Source organism: Paraburkholderia saeva (assembly GCF_907164555.1).
In the GTDB taxonomy this organism is placed as follows: Bacteria; Pseudomonadota; Gammaproteobacteria; order Burkholderiales; family Burkholderiaceae; genus Paraburkholderia; species Paraburkholderia saeva.
On record NZ_CAJQZC010000003.1, the window covers coordinates 609,833 to 632,184 of the forward strand.

Annotated in this window: 20 protein-coding genes; 7 read left to right on the plus strand and 13 right to left on the minus strand. The window is 61.9% G+C overall.

The genetic code is table 11. The annotated features are described in order from the left end of the window. Positions 1–170: 170 nt before the first annotated feature. Positions 171–995: an amidohydrolase family protein gene (locus LPA36_RS10885; RefSeq protein WP_228876287.1), complete on the plus strand. Its 825-nt coding sequence runs from the start codon at positions 171–173 to the stop codon at positions 993–995. An 18-nt stretch (positions 996–1,013) separates the two neighbouring features. Here LPA36_RS10885 and LPA36_RS10890 read toward each other — a convergent pair whose 3' ends face one another. Beyond that, positions 1,014–3,380 (minus strand): DNA polymerase II, encoded by a 2,367-nt coding sequence (locus tag LPA36_RS10890; protein WP_228876289.1) that lies wholly within the window; start codon positions 3,378–3,380, stop codon positions 1,014–1,016. After that, positions 3,373–3,561, minus strand: a complete 189-nt coding sequence (locus tag LPA36_RS10895; protein ID WP_228876290.1) for a hypothetical protein — start codon at positions 3,559–3,561, stop codon at positions 3,373–3,375. The genes LPA36_RS10890 and LPA36_RS10895 overlap by 8 nt, the downstream gene beginning before the upstream one ends. Between LPA36_RS10895 and LPA36_RS10900 the strand changes: the two genes are divergently transcribed. Further along, on the plus strand, positions 3,560–3,913 hold the full coding sequence (locus LPA36_RS10900; protein ID WP_228876291.1) for a DUF1428 domain-containing protein: 354 nt from the start codon (positions 3,560–3,562) through the stop codon (positions 3,911–3,913). The two genes, LPA36_RS10895 and LPA36_RS10900, sit on opposite strands and share 2 nt — an antisense overlap. A 168-nt stretch (positions 3,914–4,081) precedes the next feature. Continuing rightward, positions 4,082–5,521, plus strand: a complete 1,440-nt coding sequence (locus tag LPA36_RS10905) for an MFS transporter (RefSeq protein ID WP_228876292.1) — start codon at positions 4,082–4,084, stop codon at positions 5,519–5,521. Positions 5,522–5,571: 50 nt separating this feature from the next. Here LPA36_RS10905 and LPA36_RS10910 read toward each other — a convergent pair whose 3' ends face one another. The 7 genes from LPA36_RS10910 to LPA36_RS10940 all read right to left on the minus strand — a co-directional run bounded on the left by LPA36_RS10910 (position 5,572) and on the right by LPA36_RS10940 (position 12,769). Then, positions 5,572–6,582 (minus strand): DUF2891 domain-containing protein, encoded by a 1,011-nt coding sequence (locus tag LPA36_RS10910; RefSeq protein ID WP_228876293.1) that lies wholly within the window; start codon positions 6,580–6,582, stop codon positions 5,572–5,574. Between the two features lie 155 nt (positions 6,583–6,737). After that, positions 6,738–8,162 (minus strand): aspartate aminotransferase family protein, encoded by a 1,425-nt coding sequence (locus tag LPA36_RS10915; RefSeq protein WP_228876295.1) that lies wholly within the window; start codon positions 8,160–8,162, stop codon positions 6,738–6,740. A 38-nt stretch (positions 8,163–8,200) separates the two neighbouring features. Further along, positions 8,201–9,535, minus strand: coding sequence for a glutamine synthetase family protein (locus tag LPA36_RS10920; RefSeq protein ID WP_228876296.1), 1,335 nt, complete (start codon positions 9,533–9,535; stop codon positions 8,201–8,203). A gap of 46 nt (positions 9,536–9,581) precedes the next feature. Then, positions 9,582–10,370 (minus strand): gamma-glutamyl-gamma-aminobutyrate hydrolase family protein, encoded by a 789-nt coding sequence (locus LPA36_RS10925; RefSeq protein ID WP_228876297.1) that lies wholly within the window; start codon positions 10,368–10,370, stop codon positions 9,582–9,584. 266 nt (positions 10,371–10,636) lie between these two features. Continuing rightward, positions 10,637–10,861 carry a hypothetical protein gene (locus LPA36_RS10930; protein ID WP_407674251.1) on the minus strand — a complete coding sequence of 75 codons (225 nt, stop codon included), beginning with the start codon at positions 10,859–10,861 and terminating at the stop codon, positions 10,637–10,639. A 466-nt stretch (positions 10,862–11,327) separates the two neighbouring features. Next, positions 11,328–11,876, minus strand: coding sequence for an ankyrin repeat domain-containing protein (locus LPA36_RS10935; protein ID WP_228876298.1), 549 nt, complete (start codon positions 11,874–11,876; stop codon positions 11,328–11,330). A gap of 98 nt (positions 11,877–11,974) precedes the next feature. Beyond that, positions 11,975–12,769 (minus strand): TetR/AcrR family transcriptional regulator, encoded by a 795-nt coding sequence (locus LPA36_RS10940; protein ID WP_228876300.1) that lies wholly within the window; start codon positions 12,767–12,769, stop codon positions 11,975–11,977. 267 nt (positions 12,770–13,036) lie between these two features. Between LPA36_RS10940 and LPA36_RS10945 the strand changes: the two genes are divergently transcribed. The 4 genes from LPA36_RS10945 (at position 13,037) to LPA36_RS10960 (ending at position 18,739) form a co-directional block, all read left to right on the plus strand. Next, positions 13,037–14,218 (plus strand): isovaleryl-CoA dehydrogenase, encoded by a 1,182-nt coding sequence (locus LPA36_RS10945; protein WP_228876301.1) that lies wholly within the window; start codon positions 13,037–13,039, stop codon positions 14,216–14,218. A 33-nt stretch (positions 14,219–14,251) separates the two neighbouring features. Further along, on the plus strand, positions 14,252–15,859 hold the full coding sequence (locus LPA36_RS10950; protein WP_228876303.1) for a carboxyl transferase domain-containing protein: 1,608 nt from the start codon (positions 14,252–14,254) through the stop codon (positions 15,857–15,859). 23 nt (positions 15,860–15,882) lie between these two features. After that, the gene (locus LPA36_RS10955; RefSeq protein WP_228876307.1) at positions 15,883–16,668 is read left to right on the plus strand and encodes an enoyl-CoA hydratase/isomerase family protein; all 786 of its coding nucleotides are present in this window, start codon (positions 15,883–15,885) and stop codon (positions 16,666–16,668) included. Between the two features lie 61 nt (positions 16,669–16,729). Next, complete coding sequence (locus tag LPA36_RS10960) at positions 16,730–18,739, plus strand: acetyl/propionyl/methylcrotonyl-CoA carboxylase subunit alpha (RefSeq protein WP_228876309.1); 2,010 nt, start codon at positions 16,730–16,732, stop codon at positions 18,737–18,739. A 13-nt stretch (positions 18,740–18,752) separates the two neighbouring features. Here LPA36_RS10960 and LPA36_RS10965 read toward each other — a convergent pair whose 3' ends face one another. The 4 genes from LPA36_RS10965 to LPA36_RS10980 form a co-directional block, all read right to left on the minus strand. Then, positions 18,753–19,544: a phosphate/phosphite/phosphonate ABC transporter substrate-binding protein gene (locus LPA36_RS10965; protein ID WP_228876311.1), complete on the minus strand. Its 792-nt coding sequence runs from the start codon at positions 19,542–19,544 to the stop codon at positions 18,753–18,755. A gap of 18 nt (positions 19,545–19,562) precedes the next feature. Continuing rightward, the gene (locus LPA36_RS10970) at positions 19,563–20,597 is read right to left on the minus strand and encodes a fatty acid desaturase (RefSeq protein ID WP_228876313.1); all 1,035 of its coding nucleotides are present in this window, start codon (positions 20,595–20,597) and stop codon (positions 19,563–19,565) included. Between the two features lie 175 nt (positions 20,598–20,772). Beyond that, positions 20,773–21,522, minus strand: coding sequence for a CDP-diacylglycerol diphosphatase (locus LPA36_RS10975; RefSeq protein WP_228876315.1), 750 nt, complete (start codon positions 21,520–21,522; stop codon positions 20,773–20,775). A 6-nt stretch (positions 21,523–21,528) separates the two neighbouring features. Beyond that, the gene (locus tag LPA36_RS10980) at positions 21,529–22,278 is read right to left on the minus strand and encodes a FadR/GntR family transcriptional regulator (RefSeq protein ID WP_228876549.1); all 750 of its coding nucleotides are present in this window, start codon (positions 22,276–22,278) and stop codon (positions 21,529–21,531) included. Positions 22,279–22,352: the final 74 nt, after the last annotated feature.

A 22,352-nucleotide genomic window follows, 5' to 3' on the forward strand; every position in this document is an offset into this window, starting at 1 on the left:
CGCACCTCCAGACGAGTAAGAGGCAGGGTTGGCAACAGTATGCGCTTGACGCCGCAATCAGGGCGCTTCCTCCAGATCGACGCGTTCGATGCTATGGTGAGCCGGATCGGCCGTGAGCGCGACATATCGGGTACGCGCCCTGGCGACACATCTCGTGGAGCGCCTTAAAGATGAACATCTTCGACGAAGAGAAGATCGACTGTCACAATCATATTTTCGACCCCGCACGTTTTCCGTATCGTGCCGACACAGCGTACCGGCCGTCAATGCAGGAGATCGGCACGGCAGCGCAGTTTGCTCACGTGATGGACGCCTGCGGCGTGCGACATGCGCTGCTTGTCGGGCCAACGAGCGGCTACCGCACGGACAACCGCTGCATGCTCGACGCAATCGCGAACGGCAGCGGTCGTTTCAGGGGCATCGCGGTAGTGGATAACGACGTGAGCCGCGCCGAACTGGTGGAGCTGAAGGCAGCGGGCGTAGTGGGCCTCGCCTTCAATCCGGCGATGGAGGGCGTCGAGGCCATGAACGATGTCGATGCGCTCCTTGACACACTGACCGACCTCGACATGTTCGCGCAGATCCAGACCACCGGCGACCAGCTGGTTGCGATCGAGCCGCTGATCAGACGGACGTCAACGCGGATACTCATCGACCACTGCGGTCGACCGGAAGTCGCTGCCGGCACCGGCCAGGCCGGCTTCCAGACGCTGCTGCGTCTTGCGGACACGGAGCGCGTCACCGTCAAGCTATCCGGGCTGCAAAAGTTTTCGCAGCTTGCCTATCCGTACGACGACGCACAGAACTTCGCGCTTCAAATCCTTCGCACGGTCGGCCCGGATCACTGTGTCTGGGGTTCGGACTGGCCGTTTCTGCGCTCGCCTGTGCGGATGGATTACGCGCCGCTGCTGACGCTCATCGAGCGCCTGATTCCCGACTCCGATGCGCGCCGACGTGTCCTGTGGCAAACGCCGCGCAGGCTGTTCGGTTTCTGAGGCCCAGTGGGTGTCATGTCAGAACAGCGCTTTCTGGCCTGACATCAGCGTCTCGAAATCGTCGCCGAGCAAGGGGAGAATCGCGTCGGCCACAGGTTGCAACTGGCGCGTGAGGTAGTGGTCGTAGTCGATTTCCGCGCGTAGCGCTTCCAGCGGCTCGGGGCCTGCGCCTGTCATCACGTAACTGATCCAGCCGCCGTTTTGATATTGCAGCGGCCGGCCTTTCTCGCGATTGAGTTCGTCGGCGAGGCGCGCGGCCCGCACGTGCGGTGGCACGTTGCGTTGATAGTCTTCGAGCGGACGGCGCAGCCGCTTGCGATAGATGAGCTGATCGTCGAACTCGCCACCGAGTGTTCGCTGAACGTAGTCGCGGATGTAGTCCTGGTAGGGCTGCTGCCTGAAGATGCGCAGATAAAGCTGCTGCTGAAAGCGCTGCGCGAGCGGCGTCCAGTCGGTGCGGACCGTTTCGAGCCCTTTGTAGATCACGTCTTCGGTGCCGTCGGGCAGCACGGTCAAACCCGCATAGCGTTTTTTGCTGCCTTCCTCGGCGCCGCGAACTGTGGGCATGAAAAAGCGCCGATAGTGTCGCTCGAACTGAAGTTCAAGCGCGCTTTCCAGACCAAAGCGCGTCTGCACGTGTTGTTGCCACCACGTATTGATGTGCCCAACGAGCGCCCGGCCAATCTGCGCGGCGTCCTCTTCGGAGTGAGCGTGTCTTAGCCAGACGAACGTCGAATCGGTGTCGCCGTAAATGACCTCATAACCTTCGGCTTCGATCAGCTTGCGCGTCTGGCGCATGATTTCGTGCCCGCGCATCGTAATCGACGATGCGAGACGTGGATCGAAGAAACGGCACCCCGTCGAACCCAGTACGCCGTAGAACGCGTTCATGATGATCTTGAGCGCCTGCGAGAGCGGCTTGTTCTGTTCGCGCCTGGCAGCTTCGCGTCCTTGCCAGACCTGACTGACGATCGATGGCAGACAGTGCTTGCTGCGTGAAAAGCGTGCACCGAGGAAGCCCGGCACGGAATCGGCGTCATCGGGGTGCTGCAGGCCTTCGACGAGCCCGACCGGATCGATCAGAAACGTGCGGATGATCGACGGATACAGGCTCTTGTAGTCCAGCACGAGCACGGAATCGTAGAGACCAGGACGCGAATCCATCACGAGACCGCCGGGGCTCGCTTGCCCCGCTACGTCGCCCGGGTTCGGTGCGACAAATCCCTGGCGATGCATCCGCGGCATGTAGAGATGGGTAAATGCCGCGACCGATCCGCCACTGCGATCCGCCGCGAGCCCGGTGACGGTGGCTCGTTCGAGCAGGAACGTCAGCAGTTCCGTTCGGGCGAAGATACGCGTGACCAGCTCGCAATCTTTGAGGTTGTACTTCGCGAGCGCCGGCTTGTCCTCGTCAAAGCGCCGCTGGATTTCCTCCATGCGCTGATAGGGGTTGTCGATGGACTTGCCTTCGCCCAGCACGGATTGCGAGACGTATTCGAGGCTGAACGACGGAAAGCTCCACGTCGCCGACCTGAGCGCCTCGATGCCGTCGATGATCAGCCGCCCGGCAGCGCCCGCAAAGAAGTGGTTTTTCTGGTGACCGTGCTCGCGCCATTCCATGACGCTCGCGCCGCGTCCGATCCTGAGCGGAACGCGATAACGTTCTGCGTGTTCCTGCAACACGCGCAGATCGAACTGCACGAGGTTCCAGCCGATAATCGCATCGGGATCGTGAACGGCAAACCATTCATTGAGCTTTTCCAGCATCTGCGGGCGGCTTTCGCAGTACTCCAACTGGAAATCGATCAGGCAGTGGTCGCCGTTTGCGGGGCCGAGCATATACACCTGACGCTGGCCGCATCCTTCCAGTGCAATCGAATACAGGTCGCCATGCGCACTCGTTTCGATATCGAGCGACACCAGCCTGAGTTGAGGTCGATAGTCTGTTGCAGGCTTCATCTCGGCATTCACGAGCATGCCGCTTCCGGTCGCTTCGCCGCTGAACGTGACGGGTGCCGTGATGAACCGCTCCATCAAGTAGCGCTCGGGCGGGAAGATGTCCGCTTCATACACATCGACGCCACCCTGTCTCAGCCGCTTTTCGAGCGCGCCGAGCTGGCGGTAGTGCTGGCAATACATCCCCAACACGGGACGATGGTGAAAATCGACGAGATCCAGCGGGCGCAACTCGACCTGAGCTTCGCGACGCAATATCGTTTCAGCGCGCTCACGTTGCTGAACGGGGATGAACGCCACCGACGTCTGCGGACGCAGCCGGATATGACGCGGACCCTGATCGGTCGCGAGCCAGAACTCGACCTCCGTGCCGGCTGCGGTATCGCGCCAGTGTCGGGTCAAAAGAAAGCCTTGGTGTTGCTCAGTCAAACAGTCGCCTCTGGGTGCTCATTTCCACGGGCAATTTTACTGTCTGCGCGGTTTTGGCGTTGTCGATTTCCTGCGGTGTCGTTCGTCGTATGTGAAGGGTGGTCAGGCTGCCGGCGGCGATGTTTCCGTGTGGCGGCTTCCTGCCCTCATTCCTCTTCAATCGAAAAAGGAGCACGTTCATGACCTATATCGACGGTTTTGTTGCAGCAGTGCCCACGGCAAGCCGTGAAGCGTTCACGCGACACGCCGAGATTGCCGCGGCGGTTTTCAGGGAGCAGGGGGCGTTGCAGGTGGTCGAATGCTGGGGCGACGACGTGCCGGATGGCACGCTGACCTCGTTCCCGATGGCCGTCAAACGCAAGGACGACGAGACCGTGGTCTTTTCGTGGATTCTCTGGCCGTCGCGTCAGGTGCGCGACAAGGGCATGCAGGCCGTGATGGCCGACCCGCGGATGCGGCCCGAGACGAATCCGATGCCGTTCGACGGCAAGCGGGCGATTTTCGGCGGTTTCGAAGTGATCGTCGAAGCCTGACGGGCTGTTGCGGTTGCCCTGTCTGTGGGGAAAATCACGACGTTCGACCCTTTCAGGGGCGTGCGCCGCTAGAATGCTGCCGGACCTTGTGCCCGGCTGTGCACGCACTCATCGCACGCGCGCGGAGTGAAAAGCCGGCAGAAGACCGGCCTCACTCTGGAGACAAGAATGACAACCCCTGAACAGGATCGGGCCGCGGCACACGCGGCGGCCTCCCGTGAATCCGCCTCGCTCGCCATCGACGCCGGTACGATTTCCGCGCGTCTGGACCGGCTGCCTGCGACACGTTCCATCTGGAAGCTCGTCGTTCTGCTTAGCCTCGGCTTTTTCTTCGAGCTTTACGATCTGCTTTATACAGGCTACGTGGCACCCGGACTCGTCAAGAGCGGTCTGCTGACGGCGACGACGCATGGCCTCTTTGGCACGACCGGCATCGCGAGTTTTATCGCCGCGCTGTTTGCCGGGCTGTTCGTCGGCACGATTGCCTGCGGCTCACTTGCCGACCGCTTTGGCCGCCGCGCCATCTTCACGTATTCGCTGCTGTGGTACACGGTGGCTAACGTCATCATGGCGTTCCAGGAGACGGCGCTCGGGCTGAACGTCTGGCGCTTTATCGCGGGTGTGGGTATCGGCGTCGAACTTGTGACGATCGGCACGTACATCGCGGAGCTGGTGCCACGGCAGATCCGCGGCCGGGCGTTCGCCTGCGAGCAGGCAGTCGGCTTTACGGCCGTGCCGGTGGTGGCGTTTCTCGCGTATCTGCTGGTGCCGCGTACTTTCTTCGGCCTCGATGGGTGGCGCTGGGTCGTGCTGATTGGCGCGCATGGCGCGCTCTTCGTGTGGTGGATTCGTCGTGCGTTGCCCGAGAGCCCTCGATGGCTTGCGCAACAGGGGCGTCTTGAAGAAGCGGACCGCGTGATGACCGCGCTCGAGGCGAAAGTGCAGGCCGAATACGGCCGTCCGCTGCCGGCGCCTGAAAAGGTTGTCGCGACGCCGGAACGCGGCCGCTTCCGTGACATGTGGGTGGCGCCGTACCGTTCGCGCACATTGATGATGGTGATCTTCAACGTATTCCAGACGGTCGGGTTCTACGGCTTCGCCAACTGGGTGCCGACGCTGCTGATCAAGCAGGGCATCACGATCACAACGAGCCTGCTGTATTCGAGCATCATCGCGCTGGCGGCACCGCTCGGACCGGTGATCGGGCTTGCGATCGCGGATCGTTTTGAGCGCAAGAGCGTGATCGTGGTGATGGCCGGTGCGATTGTGGTGTGCGGCCTGTGGTTCAGCCAGGTGACCGATGCACTGTTGCTGGTGGCGCTTGGCGTGTGCCTGACGCTGGCAAGCAACATCATGTCGTACAGCTTTCACGCGTATCAGAGCGAGCTTTTTCCGACGAGCATCCGTGCGCGTGCGGTCGGCTTTGTCTATTCGTGGAGCCGGTTCTCCGCGATCTTCACCGCGTTCCTGATTGCCGCCGCGTTGCGGCAGTTTGGTTCGACAGGGGTATTCGTGCTGATCGCCGGCGCGATGCTGATCGTCATGGCGGCGATTGGATTCATGGGGCCGCGCACGAAGGGTCGCGCGCTCGAAGACATTTCGCACTAAACGTGACGATCCCGGGAGGGATCGTCGATACAGGTGATACCGGGCGTTCCTCAGGCCTCCAGCGCCAGCAGCGCAAACGTCGCGAGCCAGTGTTCGCCCATGTAATCGCCTGCGACGTGATCCAGTGCGGCCGCCAGATGCGTGTCGGCCGCTTCGAAGAGCGCGGCGGCGCGCGCATCGTCCGCAGGCAGCGCCCGCGCGATCGAGCGTTGACACCATGCGCGGCTGAGATTCAATCCGTCGAGATGCGCGATCTTGCCGTCCGTGCGATCCGTTACGGTGGCGGGTACGAAGAGCGTCGCTGGCTTGCGCGCTGCAATATCCGGCAGGAAGCGCGCGAACCACGCGACAAATTCCCGCGCAGGCAGCACGCGTCGCATCAATTCAGCTTCCATCAACGATGGCGACAGAAATTCGTCACCCGACGGCTCCCACGCCTGACACGCGGCGTCTTCCTGATACCAGCGCTTTGACGTGTCCACGATCAGGCCGGCAAGTGAACGATGGCCTGTCTGCTGTGCGAAATCGAGCGCAAGCGACAGCGCAAACGCGGTGTTGAAATGCGTGCCGACGCGCAACGGATACGTCGACTTCGGCAGGAATTCCTCAAAGCGATCGACAAACGCCTGGGTAAGCGGCGCGATTGTCTGTGTCCACGTGGCCGCCTGCGGCAAGGTCATGGACTGCACCTGTGCCGCGAGCGCGAGCAGCCACCCCCAGCCGTACGGCCGCTCGAATCCGCGATTGTGCGGCAGGTCCAGATAGGCCATCTCCCCCGCGACATTTGCTGCCGTGAAATGCGCATCGACGGTTGCGACGATACGTTTCGCTTCGGGCAGGTCGGGATAGCGGTCGATCAGTCTCAGCACGAGCCAGTAACCGTGCACGCACGAATGCCAGTCGTAGCTGCCGTAGAAAACCGGGTGAAGCGCGCGCGGCCCCTGCACATCCTGTGGGCCGGCCAGCGAATGCGTCAACTTGTTCGGATATTCGCGCGTCAGGTGATCGAGCGCCAGCGTAGCGAATTTCGATGCAATTGCGGAAGTGAGTTGAGTGGTCATCGGCACACCGGCAGGAACGTTAACCTGCGTTTTGCAGGCACTTAATCATATCGAAGTGCCCGAAAACAGCAACCCGGAGCGTGCGGACCCGATCAGGCACACGCGCGTCGCGCCGCACCGGGCGTCGCGACGCGCGTGTGCCCGACAAGCTGACGTCATGAAAGACCCTGTTGTTGGGCGGTCGCGTCGATCGCCTTTTTTGCCTTCAGGACGACTTCGTCGATTTCTTCCTTTGTGATGACAAGCGGTGGTGAAAGCAGCATCCGGTCGCCTGAAGCGCGCATGATCAGGCCGCCGTTAAAGCAGAAGTCACGGCAGATCGTGCCGACGTCGCCGCCGTTCTCGAAGCGCCTGCGCGCCTTCGGGTCCTGCGCGAGTTGAATGCCGGCAACGAGGCCCGTGCCCGCGATCTCACCGACAATCGGGTGATTCGCGAATGTCTCTCGCAGACACTGCTGGAAGTAAGGCCCTGTTTCGTTCCTCACGCGCTCGATGATCTTTTCGTCGCGCAGCAACCTGAGGTTTGCGACGGCGACCGCAGCGGCAACCGGATGACCCGAGTAAGTCAGGCCGTGATTGAAGTCACCGTTGTCGATGATCGCTTTGGCGACGCGATCGTGCAGGCCAACTGCGCCCATCGGCACATAGCCGCTTGTCAGCCCTTTGGCGAGCGTGATCAGGTCGGGCTCGAAGCCGAAGTGCTGATGGGCGAACCATTCGCCTGTGCGTCCGAAGCCGCCAATCACCTCGTCGGCGACCAGCAGGATGTCGTATTGGTGGCAAATGCGCTGGATTTCCCGCCAGTAGGTAGACGGCGGGAAAATCACACCGCCCGCCCCCTGGAAAGGCTCACCGATGAATGCCGCGACGTTGTCTGCGCCAAGTTCGAGGATCTTCGTTTCAAGCTGCCGCGCGCGTGCGAGACCGAACGCTTCGGGCGTCATGTCGCCACCTTCGCCAAACCAGTAAGGCTGATCGATGTGCGCGATGTGCTCAACCTTCGAGGGCATCTGTTCGTGCATGTAACCCATGCCGCCGAGCGTGCCGCCGGCAATCGTCGAGCCGTGATAGCCGTTCCTGCGCGATATCACGTACTTCTTCTGCTTCCTGCCTTGCGTCGCCCAGTATTGATGGACGATGCGCAGCACGGTGTCGTTACCTTCAGAGCCGCTGTTGCAGTAGAAGAAGTGGTTGAATGGCTCCGGCGTGACTTCGGCCAGCAGGGCGGACAGTTCAATAACGGGCGGATGCGTTGTCTTGAAGAACGTGTTGTAAAACGGCAATTCCTGCATCTGCCGGAATGCCGCGTCGGAAAGCTCGCGGCGTCCGTAGCCGACGTTCACGCACCAGAGGCCCGCCATGCCGTCGATAATCCTGTTGCCGTCGGAATCCCACAGGTAAACGCCTTTTGCTTTGACGATCACGCGGCTGCCGGCGCGATTCAGCGATCCCATATCCGAGAACGGGTGAATGTGGTGCGCGGCGTCGAGCGCGCGGTATTCGGCAGTCGTGCGTTGCTGCGTGGCCTGCACGCTCGCCGCGGGTTGCACATATGCGACTTCTTCTGTTGTGTACCTCATGGTGCCTCCAGATTTTTGACCGTCTGCTTTTTTGCGCTCTAGACGTGCAGGAGCAAATGCCTGCGTTCCCACGAACTGATCACGCGGAAGAACGCTTCGTATTCGGTTTCCTTGAGCGCAAGGAACGCTTTCACGAACTTCTCGCCGAGAATTTCCGCCAGCGGCTCGCACGCGCCCATCAGCGTGATTCCTTCTTCGAGGTTGCGTGGCAACTGATAGGGCAATGCGTAGCCGTCGCTGGTCAGCGGTTCGGTCGGCGTCAGGCGTTGCGTCATGCCGAGGTAACCGGCAGCGAGCGTGGCCGCGATCGCAAGATAGGGATTGCAGTCGACGCCCGGAATGCGGTTCTCGACACGCCGTGCAGCGGGCCCCGAATGCGGAATGCGAAATCCGACCGTGCGGTTGTCGTAGCCCCACTGCACGTTGATCGGTGCGGCCATGAAGCGCGACAGACGCCGATACGAATTGATGTACGGCGCAAATATCGGCATCAGCGCCGGCGTGTATTTCTGCAGCCCGGCGATGTAGTTGTCGAAGTGGGCGGTCGACCTGCCATCACCGCCGGTGAAGATGTTCTGGCCGCTTTCATCGTCGATGACGCTTTGATGCATGTGCATCGCCGAACCCGGTTCGCCTTCCATCGGCTTGGCCATGAACGTCGCGTACATCTTGTGGCGTAGCGCAGCTTCGCGCACGGTCCGCTTGAACAGGAACACGCTGTCCGCGAGCTTGAGCGGATCGCCATGCATGAAATTGATTTCCATCTGCGCGGCGCCCACTTCATGAATCAACGTGTCGACTTCGAGCTCCTGGATCTCGCAATACTCGTAGATGTCTTCGAAGAGCGGATCGAACTCGTTGACTGCTTCGATCGAATACGCCTGACGACCCGTTTCCGCGCGACCTGTCCGGCCAATCGGTGGTTGCAGCGGCAGGTCCGGGTCCCGGTTCATGTCGACCAGATAAAACTCGAGTTCCGGCGCGACAACGGGCGTCCAGCCCTTTGCCTTGTAGAGCTCGAGCACGCGACGCAACACGCGGCGCGGCGAAATGGCAACGGGCGTACCGTCGAAATGGACGCAGTCGTGGATCACCTGCGCAGTGGGATCCACGGCCCACGGGATGATGCGGATCGTCGAAGGATCGGGCACGCACACCATGTCGGGATCGGTCACGCCCGTCAGCGATCCGTCTTCCGGGTACTCGCCGGTGACGGTCTGGATCATCACTGCCTGCGGCAGTCGCATGGATTCGCCGGATTCGAACTTGCTGCGCGGAATGATCTTGCCGCGCGCGGTGCCCGCCATATCGGGAATGATGGCTTCGATCTCGGTGATGCGGTGTTTCTTCAGAAACTCATCGATGTCATGCATGATTTTCTCTCTCTTTTTTCGTGGCCGGTTGAGCGTTGACGGCTGCTCAGGTTGCGGCGGCGGATGCCGCTGCGAGACCGGCCTTGAAACGCATTCGCTCACGGCAGGCGGCGCCGAAGGCCTGGAAGATCGCGGTAGACAACGCGTCTTCCGCGTACTTCCATTCGGGGTGCCACTGCACACCCAGCGCAAACGCTCGCGAGTCCTTGACGCTCACTGCTTCGACCAGGCCGTCGGGCGCAACAGCTTCAACGATGAGACCGGCGCCGAGCCGCTCGACGCCTTGCCCATGCAATGAATTCACGCGTGCCTCATTCGCGCCGGAAGCGAGACGCTGCAACAGGCCACCCTGTGTCAGGCGAATCGAATGAGACGGCGCGTATTGCAGGGCAAGTTCGTCGTCCCTGTTCTCGCGGTGGTCGCGAAGTCCGTCCACTGCGTGGACGTTTTGGTGCAGCGTTCCGCCGGACACGACGTTCATTTCCTGAAAGCCGCGACAGATTGCCAAAACCGGCACGCCGGTCTCGATGGCCGCGCGCATCAGCGGTAGCGTCGTCGCGTCGCGTGCGCGGTCGTGCAATGTGCCGGGCGCACTGGGCTCGCCGCCGTAGTGGTGCGGTTCCACGTTCGAATGGCTGCCGGTGAAAAGCAGGCCGTCGACGAGGGACAGGATGTCCGTAAAGCACTGGCGCTTGCCGAGCGCGGGCAGCACCACGGCCAGCGCGTTCGATCCCTCGACGATCGCGGCGATATATTTTTCGCCGGTCACATGCGACGGGTGCGCGCCGATCATAATGCTGTCTGCGGTGATGCCAACTGTCGGTTTATTTTGCATGACTAACAGTGTGAAGAAGATCGTGTGCCGAATTGCCGCGTAATGTGACGAAAATAGCTTCACGCACACGCGACACGATTCCGCAGCCGTGCGTCAGGCGCAAAGCCACGAATGGTGCGTGAGGTGGATGTCGTCAGGAAAACCGTTCGACCCGGTTCGCGGCGAAGGCACGCGCGCAGGTAATGCGAATGACGCAGGCGAAACCCGGCACAAGCGCCATGCGCCAACGCAAGCGAACGGATCGAACGATTGAAAGTGGGGAGACGCTACGGCAGCAGCGACGCGACTTCGTCGGTGCGAACGGCGATGAATGCGCGTGCCGAAATGGCGTTGCGACGTCGAACTGAACGGCGGGAAAGGATCGTGAAGACGGACAGATAACGGCGAAGCGTGGGGCTGCCGTGTGCGCCGTCGGCGATGGTACGGTCAGCGCGAGAAACACTCGCTCGCTGACTTCGATCCCACCTTACCAAAGGTACTCGGACTCTCACGATTACACTCGACTGGACGACATTGAAAACATTGCACGCCTCGCTCTGGCAAACGCAACGGCGTTTGGAGAAACGGGACGCCGGTCATTCGTGCATCCGTTCGCGAACCGTGGTTCGCGGAATTGCAGCCCACGTTGTTGTGGACCGCAACATCGTCATGACGCTGACCTGTAGTTCAGGATATACGAGCCAATTTCAGCGTCAAATCATTTCTGGAAGTGCTTGATGAGGGCTTTCCCTGAGGCTTGAGAAATAGGTATGTATCTGGAATATATCGTGCAGCAAGTGATATTTCGAATTCGTTCTGGTTTTTTTAAAGGCAACGCCGACATCGAAGCGGCTGGAATGATCCATACACGTATCGAGAATAAGAGGCCGATCGTCAACTGCGGGCAGCCGCATACAAGATTGGTGTTGGCGACGTCGTTGCCTCCCGGTTATGCCTGCGTATTCCGGGGCCGCACGCTCACGACTTCGCCTGCGCCTTCGCAAGAATAGCCGGCGTATCCGGCGCGCCCATCCTGTTCGCCGCGTCGAGCGGCGTGAAACCGGCGGTATCGCGCGCGTCGGGATTCGCGCCGTTCGCGATCAGCAGATCGACGATCTCCGTGCGATTGAACATGGCCGCGATCATCAACGCAGTGCGACCATCGGGTGACGCGCCTTCGACGTCCGCTCCGTTTGCAAGCAGCGTTTTGATCACTTCCTTGAAGCCCTTGAAAGCGGCGCCGGCAATCGGCGTCTGGCCGTTGTCGTTGCGCAGGTTCGGATCGGCGCCGTGTTCGGCGAGCGTGCGCACGGCGTCGACGTGACCGTGATACGCCGCAAGCATCAGCAGGCTGTCGCCTTTCTCGTTGCGAAGATTGGGCGGCACGCCCTTTTCGATCACGACCGCGAGCGTGGCTGCGTCTCCGCGCCTCGCAAGGTCGAATACTTCGCGTGCGACTTCGATGAGGTCGGGATCGATCGGCGTTGCGGGTTGCGAGGGCGCGGACGGGTCAGATTGGTGGGTCACAACGGGCTCCTTCAAAGGCACGCGGCGACGGGCGCCGTGGGGACTTCGTTCAGGATACCCAGTTTGCGCGGATGGCGCGCGCCTCTCATGGGTGAGGCTCAGGCCGCGTCCGTGCCTGACGCCTTGCGTGGGGCGCGTCGTGTCGGGCTTGTTGTCGTGCCGGTATGCGCTGTTTTGTGTGCCGCTTCGGCCGCTTCGAGCTGCCGCGTTGCCTCGCCCACAACGTGACGAAACTGCAGCAGCGCGCCAAGCGAAGCGTCGGGCGGTTGCAGCGCCGACCACAGCGCATCGATCAGACGGTCGGCGGTTGCTTCGATATCGATCCGGCGATTGGCCAGCGTCGCGTCCCAGAGCACGTGTTCCATCGGCCCGAATACCATCGAGCGCAATAGCCGCAATGGCACATCCTGGCGGATCTGTCCGGTTTCCTGCCCTTGCGCCAGCACGCGCATAAGTGGCGCGGTGTAACGCCGTTGCAGTTCAACCAGCGCCTCGCTGAGTTCGTGCTGACGCGCGCGACCTTCTGACAACACCAGCGAACACAGACCGGTGCCGTTGACCAGCATCAGGCGAAGATGCATCCGCACGATGAACGCGAACTGCTGATGCACCGTGCCGTCGCGGGGCAGACCGGACTCGATGGCGTCGATGATCTCGTCATACCAGTCGCCGATCACGCGCGCGCACAGTTCGCGTTTGCCGCGGAAATAGCTGAACACGGTGGCCTCGGAAATGCCGAGGCGCTGCGCGATTTCCGACGTGGTAGCGCGCTCGTAGCCCTTTTCGGAGAAGACGTCACGCCCCGTATGAAGGATTTCCTTCACACGCTGTTGGGACTTGCGCCCGGCCGGCAGACGGCGCGATGGAGGCAGTTCGGCCTTCGGGACGGCCATGATTTGAGTCCGGTTCAGTTTTAAGCGTTTGATACGCATGACAGGAACCATGTTAGCACGCCATAACCTCGCTGCAAGGTGCTTTTGAGGAAATTGAGCAAGACTCAAAAAACCTGTTGACGTATACGTAAATGTGGCGTGAAATTCGCCTTGAGCGGCCGCGACGCATGGATCATCATGGGGGCGGCCAGAAAGGATTGCTGAGCCTCGCTCAGAAAGCCGGCACGCCCGCCAGGGCGGCCGCCACGGAATTCCAGGAGACATCCCATGACGCATCTGCCCGGTTTGCAGTTTCCGCTTGGTGAAGAAATTGAAATGCTGCGTGACAGCATTGCAGGATTCGCCGCAAAAGAAATCGCTCCGCGTGCCGCCGAAATCGACCGCACCGACCAGTTCCCAATGGACCTGTGGCGCAAATTCGGCGACCTCGGTGTGCTGGGCATGACGGTTTCCGAGGAATACGGCGGCGCAAACATGGGCTATACGGCGCATATGGTCGCGATGGAGGAAATCTCCCGCGCGTCGGCCTCGGTGGGTCTTTCGTATGGCGCGCACTCCAACCTGTGTGTGAACCAGATCCACCGCAACGGCACCGAAGCGCAAAAGCGCAAATACCTGCCGAAGCTGGTGTCGGGTGAGCACGTCGGCGCGCTTGCGATGAGCGAGCCGAACGCGGGTTCGGACGTGGTCAGCATGAAACTGCGCGCCGACAAGAAGGGCGATCGCTATGTGCTGAACGGCACGAAGATGTGGATCACCAACGGCCCCGACTGCGACACGCTCGTGGTCTACGCGAAAACGGACATCGAAGCAGGTTCGCGCGGCATTACGGCGTTTATCGTCGAGAAGGGAATGAAAGGCTTTTCGGTCGCGCAGAAGCTCGACAAGCTCGGCATGCGCGGCTCGCACACCGGCGAACTCGTTTTCGAGAACGTCGAGGTGCCGGAAGAAAACATCCTGGGCCAGCTAAACGGTGGCGTGAAAGTGCTGATGAGCGGGCTCGACTACGAGCGCGCGGTGCTGGCGGGTGGCCCCACGGGCATCATGGTCGCGGTGATGGATTCGGTCGTGCCGTATATCCACGATCGCAAGCAGTTCGGTCAGTCGATCGGTGAATTCCAGCTGATTCAGGGCAAGGTCGCGGATCTGTACACCACATTGCAGGCGTGCCGTGCCTATTTGTACGCCGTCGGCCGTCAGCTCGACACGATTGGCACGGAACATGTCCGCCAGGTGCGCAAGGATTGCGCAGGCGTGATCCTGTACACGGCCGAAAAAGCGACGTGGATGGCCGGCGAGGCCATCCAGATTCTCGGCGGCAATGGCTATATCAACGAGTATCCGGTGGGGCGTCTGTGGCGCGATGCAAAGCTCTATGAGATCGGCGCCGGCACGAGCGAAATCCGACGCATGCTGATTGGCCGCGAGTTGTTCGCGGAGACGATGTAAGTCTGCCTACGTGCTGAAACGGAGAGCCACGCGATGCCGATCATAGAAACAAAACTGAATCCACGCTCGGACGATTTCCGCGCCAACGCGGCGGCGCTGGAGGCCGTGGTCGCCGATCTGAAGGCAAAGATCGAGGCGCTTTCGCTAGGTGGGGGCGCGGCCGCGCGCGACAAGCATGTGTCGCGCGGCAAGTTGCTGCCGCGCGAGCGCATTGCGCAACTGCTCGATCCGGGTACGCCGTTTCTCGAACTGTCGCAGCTTGCGGCGTTCGGCATGTACAACAACGACGCGCCGGGTGCGGGTGTCATCACCGGCATCGGGCGCATCGCCGGGCAGGAATGCATGATCGTCTGCAACGATGCGACGGTGAAGGGCGGCACGTACTATCCGGTCACGGTCAAGAAACACGTTCGCGCGCAGGAAATTGCCGCGGAAAACCGCTTGCCGTGTGTGTATCTCGTCGATTCCGGGGGGGCAAATCTGCCGAATCAGGACGACGTGTTTCCAGATCGCGATCACTTCGGCCGCATTTTCTTCAATCAGGCGAATCTTTCCGCAGATGGCATTCCGCAGATCGCGGTGGTGATGGGCTCGTGCACGGCCGGCGGCGCCTATGTGCCCGCGATGAGCGACGAGTCGATCATCGTGAAGAACCAGGGCACGATTTTTCTCGGCGGGCCGCCCCTCGTGAAAGCGGCAACCGGTGAAGTGGTGAGCGCCGAAGACCTCGGCGGTGGTGACGTGCATACGCGTCTTTCCGGTGTCGTCGATCATCTCGCGCAAAACGATGCGCACGCGCTCGCGATTGCGCGCAGCATCGTCGGCAATCTGAACCGTACGAAACAACCGCCCGTCGTGCTGCGCGAGCCGAAGCCGCCGCGCTATGACGTCAAGAGCATGTACGGCGTGATTCCCGTCGATACGCGCAAGCCGTTCGATATCCGCGAAGTGATCGCACGTGTCGTGGACGATTCTGCGTTCGACGAATTCAAGGCCCGTTACGGCACCACGCTCGTTTGCGGTTTCGCGCATATCTGGGGGCACCCTGTCGGCATCATCGCGAACAACGGCATCCTGTTTTCCGAATCCGCGCTAAAAGGCGCGCATTTTATCGAGCTGTGCTGCCAGCGCAAGATTCCGCTCGTGTTCCTGCAGAACATCACGGGTTTCATGGTGGGCCGCAAGTACGAAAACGAAGGCATCGCGCGCAATGGCGCGAAGATGGTGACGGCGGTTGCCACCGCGAAGGTGCCGAAGTTCACGGTGATCATCGGCGGCTCGTTCGGCGCGGGCAACTACGGCATGTGCGGTCGCGCGTACTCACCGCGTTTCCTGTGGATGTGGCCCAACGCGCGCATTTCGGTGATGGGCGGCGAGCAGGCGGCTTCGGTCCTTGCGACGGTCAAACGCGATGGCATCGAAGGCAAGGGCGGCACATGGACCGCGGAACAGGAAGAAGCGTTCAAGCAGCCGATCCGCGAGCAGTACGAGCATCAGGGGCACCCGTATTACGCGAGCGCGCGTCTGTGGGATGACGGCGTGATCGATCCGGCGCAAACGCGCGATGTGCTGGGTCTGGGTCTGTCCGCGGCGATGAACGCGCCGATCGGCGACACGCGTTTCGGCGTGTTCAGAATGTGACGCACGCGAAGGAGTCCAGCAGCATGCAATACGAACATGTGGACGTCGCGGTTTCCGCTCAGGTGGCAACCGTGACGCTGAACCGCCCCGACGTGCGCAACGCGTTCAACGAAGCGATGATCGCGGAACTGACCGCCGTGTTCGAATCGATGGGCGAGCGGCAGGACGTGCGCGCGGTTGTTTTGGCCGCGAACGGCAAGGCGTTTTGCGCAGGGGCGGACCTGAACTGGATGAAGAAGATGGCCGGCTTCTCGGACGACGAGAACCGTGCCGACGCGATGCGTCTCGCGAACATGCTGAGCGCGATCTATCGGTGCCCGCAACCCGTGATCGCGCGCGTGAGCGGCGACGCATACGCGGGCGGCATGGGCCTGATCGCGGCCTGCGACATCGTGGTGGCCGTCGATACGGCGCGCTTCTGCCTGTCCGAGGCGCGTCTTGGCCTGATTCCCGCGACGATCGCGCCGTACGTCACCCGTGCGCTTGGCGAGCAGGCTTCGCGCCGCTACTTCACCACGGCTGAACAGTTCGATTGTGCGACCGCATCGCGGCTCGGGCTGGTGAGCGAAATGGTCGGCGCCGACCAGCTCGACGCGACCGTGCAGCAGCTCGTCGAGACGCTGATTGCGAACAGCCCGCACGCGGTACGCGAATGCAAGCGGCTCGTTCAGGACGTGGCGGGTCGCCCGCTTGACGCCGCACTGATCGAAGACACCGCGGCGCGCATCGCGCGCGTACGGGCGAGCGAGGAAGGCCGCGAAGGTGTCGCGTCGTTCCTCGAGAAACGCGCGCCAGCGTGGCGCACCTGATGCAACGAACGTCGCGTCGTGCGCGAAATCCATCAAGAACAGCCCGGGAGCGAGACACTTCATGTTCAACAAGATCCTGATTGCAAACCGGGGCGAGATTGCGTGCCGCGTGGCCGCTACCTGCAAGCGGCTCGGCATCGCGAGCGTCGCGGTGTACTCCGATGCGGACGCGAATGCAAAGCACGTCTTCGCTTGCGACGAGGCGGTCCATATTGGTGGATCGACGGTGTCGGAGAGTTATCTGCGCATCGAACGCATCATCGAGGCCGCGCGCGCAACGGGCGCGCAGGCCGTGCATCCTGGCTACGGCTTCCTGTCTGAAAACGAAGATTTCGCGCATGCGTGCGAGAAAGCCGGCATCGTGTTTATCGGGCCGCCTGTCAGCGCAATTGCCGCGATGGGTTCGAAGGCGGCGGCCAAGGCGCTGATGCATTCGGCCGCTGTGCCGCTCGTGCCGGGTTATCACGGCGACGATCAGGATGTGGCGCTGCTGCATCGCGAAGCCGATTCGATCGGCTACCCGGTGCTGCTCAAGGCGAGCGCGGGCGGTGGCGGCAAGGGCATGCGCGTAGTCGAGCGCAGCGAGGATTTCGCGGCTGCGCTCGCGTCGTGCAAGCGTGAAGCGGCAAGCAGCTTCGGCAACGACCGGGTCTTGATCGAAAAATACCTGACGCGGCCGCGGCACGTCGAAGTGCAGGTCTTTGCGGACACACAGGGCGGCGCCGTGTGGCTGTTCGACCGCGACTGCTCGGTGCAGCGCCGCCACCAGAAGGTGCTTGAGGAAGCGCCCGCGCCGGGTCTCGACACATCGCTGCGTATTGCGATGGGCGAAGCGGCGGTCGCCGCGGCGCGCGCGGTGAATTATGTCGGCGCGGGCACCGTCGAATTCATCATGACCGGCGACGCGTTCTATTTCATGGAAATGAACACGCGCCTGCAGGTCGAACATCCGGTGACGGAGATGGTGACGGGCCTCGATCTCGTCGAGTGGCAACTGCGGGTCGCGGCAGGTGAACCGTTGCCGCTGACGCAGGACGAATTGCGCGTCGACGGTCATGCGATCGAGGCGCGCATCTACGCGGAAAATCCCGCGCGCGGATTTTTGCCTTCGACTGGCACGCTAAAGCATCTGCGGATGCCGGAAGGTGTCGAGTTCACGCTCGGCGACGCGGGCAACCGCGCGCCCGTGCGTATCGACAGTGGCGTGCGGGAAGGCGACACGATCACGCCGTTCTACGATCCGATGATCGCGAAGCTGATCGTGCATGGCGCGACACGCGCCGAAGCGCTGTTCCGGATGAACCGTGCGTTGCATGAGTGCGAGGTGGTCGGGCCGCATACGAACGTCGAATTCCTGCAGCGGATCGTGACGAGCGAGCCGTTTTCATCGGCGGATCTCGATACCGGTTTGATCGAGCGACATCACGACGCGCTCTTTGCGCCGCTGCAAAAGCCGTTCACGGAAGCGCTCGCGCTGGCGTGCGGCGCATTGCTGACGCGCGAAGGCGGCACCGCCCACGGCGCATCGCCCTGGGATGCGCTTTCGCACTGGCGCCTGAATGGCGGCTATACGCAGACGCTTTCGTGGCGCGACGTGGAGAGCGAAACGGCGTTCTCCGCCACGTTCGCACGTCACGGTGATTCGCAGACACTCGATCACGCGGGCCAGCACGACCCGTTCACGTGGTGGAGTGGTGCAAACGCTCACGAGTTCGGCGCGACGATTGGCGACTCACGCGTGACGGGCCGCGTGTTTATCGATGGCGATGTTTTTCACGTGTTTTGCCGGGGTTTTGCGTTCGCGTTCGAGTGGCAGAACCTCCTTGCCCATGCGGCCGATGCGGAGCACGGCGAAGGCCGGCTCACGGCGCCGATGCCGGGCAAGGTGATCGCGGTGCTGGTCGAGCCGGGTACCGTGGTGGAAAAAGGTACGCCGCTTATCGTGATGGAAGCCATGAAAATGGAGCACACCATCGGCGCGCCGGCAGCGGGCAAGGTCGCGGAAGTGTTGTATGCAGTCGGCGATCAGGTGGCCGACGGCGCGCAACTGCTGGTGATGGAAGTAAGCTGACCGTTAGCGACGATCAGGCGAGGCGCGCGTAGCCGCAGGCGAGCGCGTCGCTCTCCAGTTGTTCGATGCGTGCGTAGTCCGCGAGCGACAACGTAGAAAACCCCTTCAATCGAAGGCGTTTGGTGCGAGCAGGATCAGTACGCAGCGCGTGAGTCAGCGCTACCCGAAGTGCTTCGACGATCGATGTGTCAACGCCCTTGCTGGCTATCAGCGGCAGTCCCGGCGACGCCTGCGTCCACGCCACTTCGCGCACGGCCTGGGCAAGTTGAGGCAACCCGTCGCGTACGAAGGCCATTGTCACGCAATCGATCGCCGCGATATCTGCCCGGTCTTCCGCAAGCGCCGTTAGTGAGCCGACATGCGAACCGGTAGCGATCATTTCTCCAAAGAACGTGCCATCGCGTGACAGCGGCGCCACGGCGTGTCGCAATGCGTTCATTCCACTATTCGAATCGCTCTGGTTGAACGCCACACGCAGACCGCGCGACGCTTCGAGCGAATGAACCGGGCCATCGGCACGCGTAACGATCACACTCGAATAGTCTGGACCCGCACAACCCGGCGCATCGAACTCCGGTGTCGCGACCAGTTGCACGGATTCGCGCAGTCCCTGCATCAACGGGTAGCCGCAGGTCTGCGATATCAGGAGATCCGTACGGCGCCAGAACGCGGGCAGCGGCTCGTGGGTTTCGACGATACGCGTTAGCGGCGCCGCTTCGTGGAGTACATCGGCGAGAAACGCGCGCCAGTCCGCGGCGAGCGCGGGCGTCACGTTGTACATAGGCAGCGAGGCGATCCAGTTCATGCCGCCGATTCTGGCATATCAACCGGCGAGCCGCGCGCTTTTGTCATTACTCACGGCGCGCAATGGACCCACGCCGGATGGGTTCGCGCGTGAGCGGTGAGCCGGAACGCCGTCGGCGAACGGATGCACCACATGCGCGACGGGCTGTATCGCATGACGTCCCAGCCATTCCCGGTAACCTTGCACGACGAACCCGCCGTTGCGTTCGTGATAGTCCGCACGCCGCGCGAGATACACCGATCGCAGCGCAAACCACGGCACGTGCGGCAGATCGTGATGCACCGCGTGATAGTTGTTGTTCAGATAAAGAAGCCGCCAGAAGAATGCAGCCTCATTGATCACCGACCGATGCTCACCAGTCCCGGAAGTGCGATGTTCATGAAACGAACGCACCGAGCCGATAGACAGCGACGCATAGCCGACGCCACCAATAAAAACCCACGCTGGCAGCCCGCATGACACGTCCAGCCAGTACGTCAGCGCAGCGAGCGCGATGAAATGCACGAGCCAGGCGGGAACGTCGCGCAAATCGCCACCGGCCATCCTGCGAAACGCTTCCACAACCGTTGCCGCGATTGAAAACGCGGGTCCCAGCAGAAGGCGTCCGATAAACGTGTTGCGTACCGTGAGCAGCGCGCGCATCAATGCCCCGGTCCGTTGCCACGTTTGATGCGTAACGAAATAGCTCTCCGGGTCGAACGACGGATGCGTCAGATGCGGATCGACATGATGCTGAAGATGCAGGTCGCGATAGATGCCATACGGAAACCAGACCGCCAGCGGTGCAAAACCGAGCAGCCCATTGAAGAAGCGTGAGCGCGTCGGATGACCGTGCATCAGTTCGTGCTGAAGCGACATGTACCACGCGCCGAGAAACGCGAGCAGAAGTGCTGCAACAGGCACGCCGAGCGCGCGCACGTGTGTCGCGACGCCAAACCAGGATGCGTAGATCGTCGCGATCAATACCCACGTGGGCCATTCGGTGCGCCACGTCAGCGTGGTGGCGAGGCGCGCAAGGTTGCGGCGCTGGGTGTCGTCGAGATAGGTCGCCACAGGCTCACTCGCGTCGTTATGAAAGGCTGTCGATACGGCGCGACGCGGTCAGGCGGCACGTCCGTTAAAGCCGATCGTAATGGCGCACGTCTCGCCGCAGAACCAATTTCTCGCGGAAAGCATGTGCTGAAAAACGGAAAAGGGCGTTGCAGCGGAACGAGGTGCGTATGAGCGGTCAGCTTTTTCGTGCGACCTTGCACGCGTGATCCATCAGCGGCTCCGCTGAACCGCTACCGTCGTCGAGATCGAGGCTGCTGTTGACGATCAACCAGCCGTCGCTTGCGGCGGAAGCGCCTGCACCGGTCACAAGGATGGTCTGCGATGCCATCGTCGTGCCTTTCGGCAGTTCGCGCGCAACAACCCTGAACGGATCGTCGGCTCCCTCAATCGAAGTGACACGCATGACGCGGTAGCGGTTTCCGTCGATCGTGTCCCAGTGCCATTTGCCGGGCGTGTTGCCGCGATGCCGCGCGAGCTTTTCGATTACGTCGTTGCGCATGCAGTCGATATGGATGTGCAGCTGCGACTGCGAACGGCGATACGGAGAGTTGATTTCCAGCCCGAGTTGTTCGTCGCCCAGATCCTGCCTGACGGCTTTTTGAACGTAGGTGCGGGCGCCCCACGCTTCGGACCAGTATGGCGGCGCGTCGTCGGCAAGAATCTGCGGACTTTCGATTCCCATCACGCGCTCAGTGGGAATCAGCAGATACTGCGACGCGCCGTTGATGTCCTTGAGAATCGCGTAATGCGCCTTCAGATCGACGCGGGTACAGAAGCCGGGTGTGCCCGACGACTGCATCGACATCACGCACTGGCCGTCTACGATATGCCACAGCGCATTCGGGTCAGCCGCGGCGAGTGTCGCGCAGCCGCTGCCGGTCGCGGCCAGCACCACGCTGAAGAAAGTGTAGAGCGCGAGGCGCATCGGACGTCAATTCCCTTCAGTTGTGGGGCGCGGCTGCGCAGCATGCCGTTCGTAAAGTGCCCGTACGTATGTCAGATGCTGCTCGGCGGCGCTGCGCGCCTTCTGCGGTTCGCGTGCAATGATCGCGTCGTAGATGGCCTGATGCTGGTCGAGGAGCTGCTGTTCCATCGCATCGTCGTAGTCGATGAGCCGGTGCGATTGACGCATCGATTCGCGGATCAGCGTGTGGATGCCGTGCATCACGTGTGCGAGTGCGACGTTGTGCGTCGAGTCGGCGATTGCAAGATGAAACGCGGCGTCGAGATCGGCGAGATGCGTCCGGTCGGATGACAGCGCGCAGGCTTTTAGCGCTTCGAAGGCGGTACTGATTGCGGCGAGATCTTCGGGTGTCGCGCGTTCGGTCGCATAGACGGTTGCGATCGATTCGAGGCCCTGCCTGAGCTCAAGGATGTCGGAGCGCGTGCGCGCGTTCTGCAGCAGCAGTTCAGCGAGCGGCTTTGAAATCACCGCGGCCGTTATGTCGACCACCACAAAGCCGCCGCGTCCGGTCATTTCGATGTAACCGTCGGCTTCGAGCCGGATCAGCGCTTCGCGCAGTGAAGGGCGCGATACGCCGAGTTGCGCCGCGAGATCGCGTTCGGCAGGCAGACGGTCGCCCGGGCGCAGCGCGCCTTCCGAGATCAGCGCCTTGATCTGGTCCGACACGACGTCGGAGAGGCGCTTGCGGGTGAACGTCGGAATCGGGCGAAATTGCATGGTTTCGGTAGACATGGCGACAGGCGGCACTCCGGCCCGCATCGCGCTATTCACGCGGGGCGGGACCGCTGTAG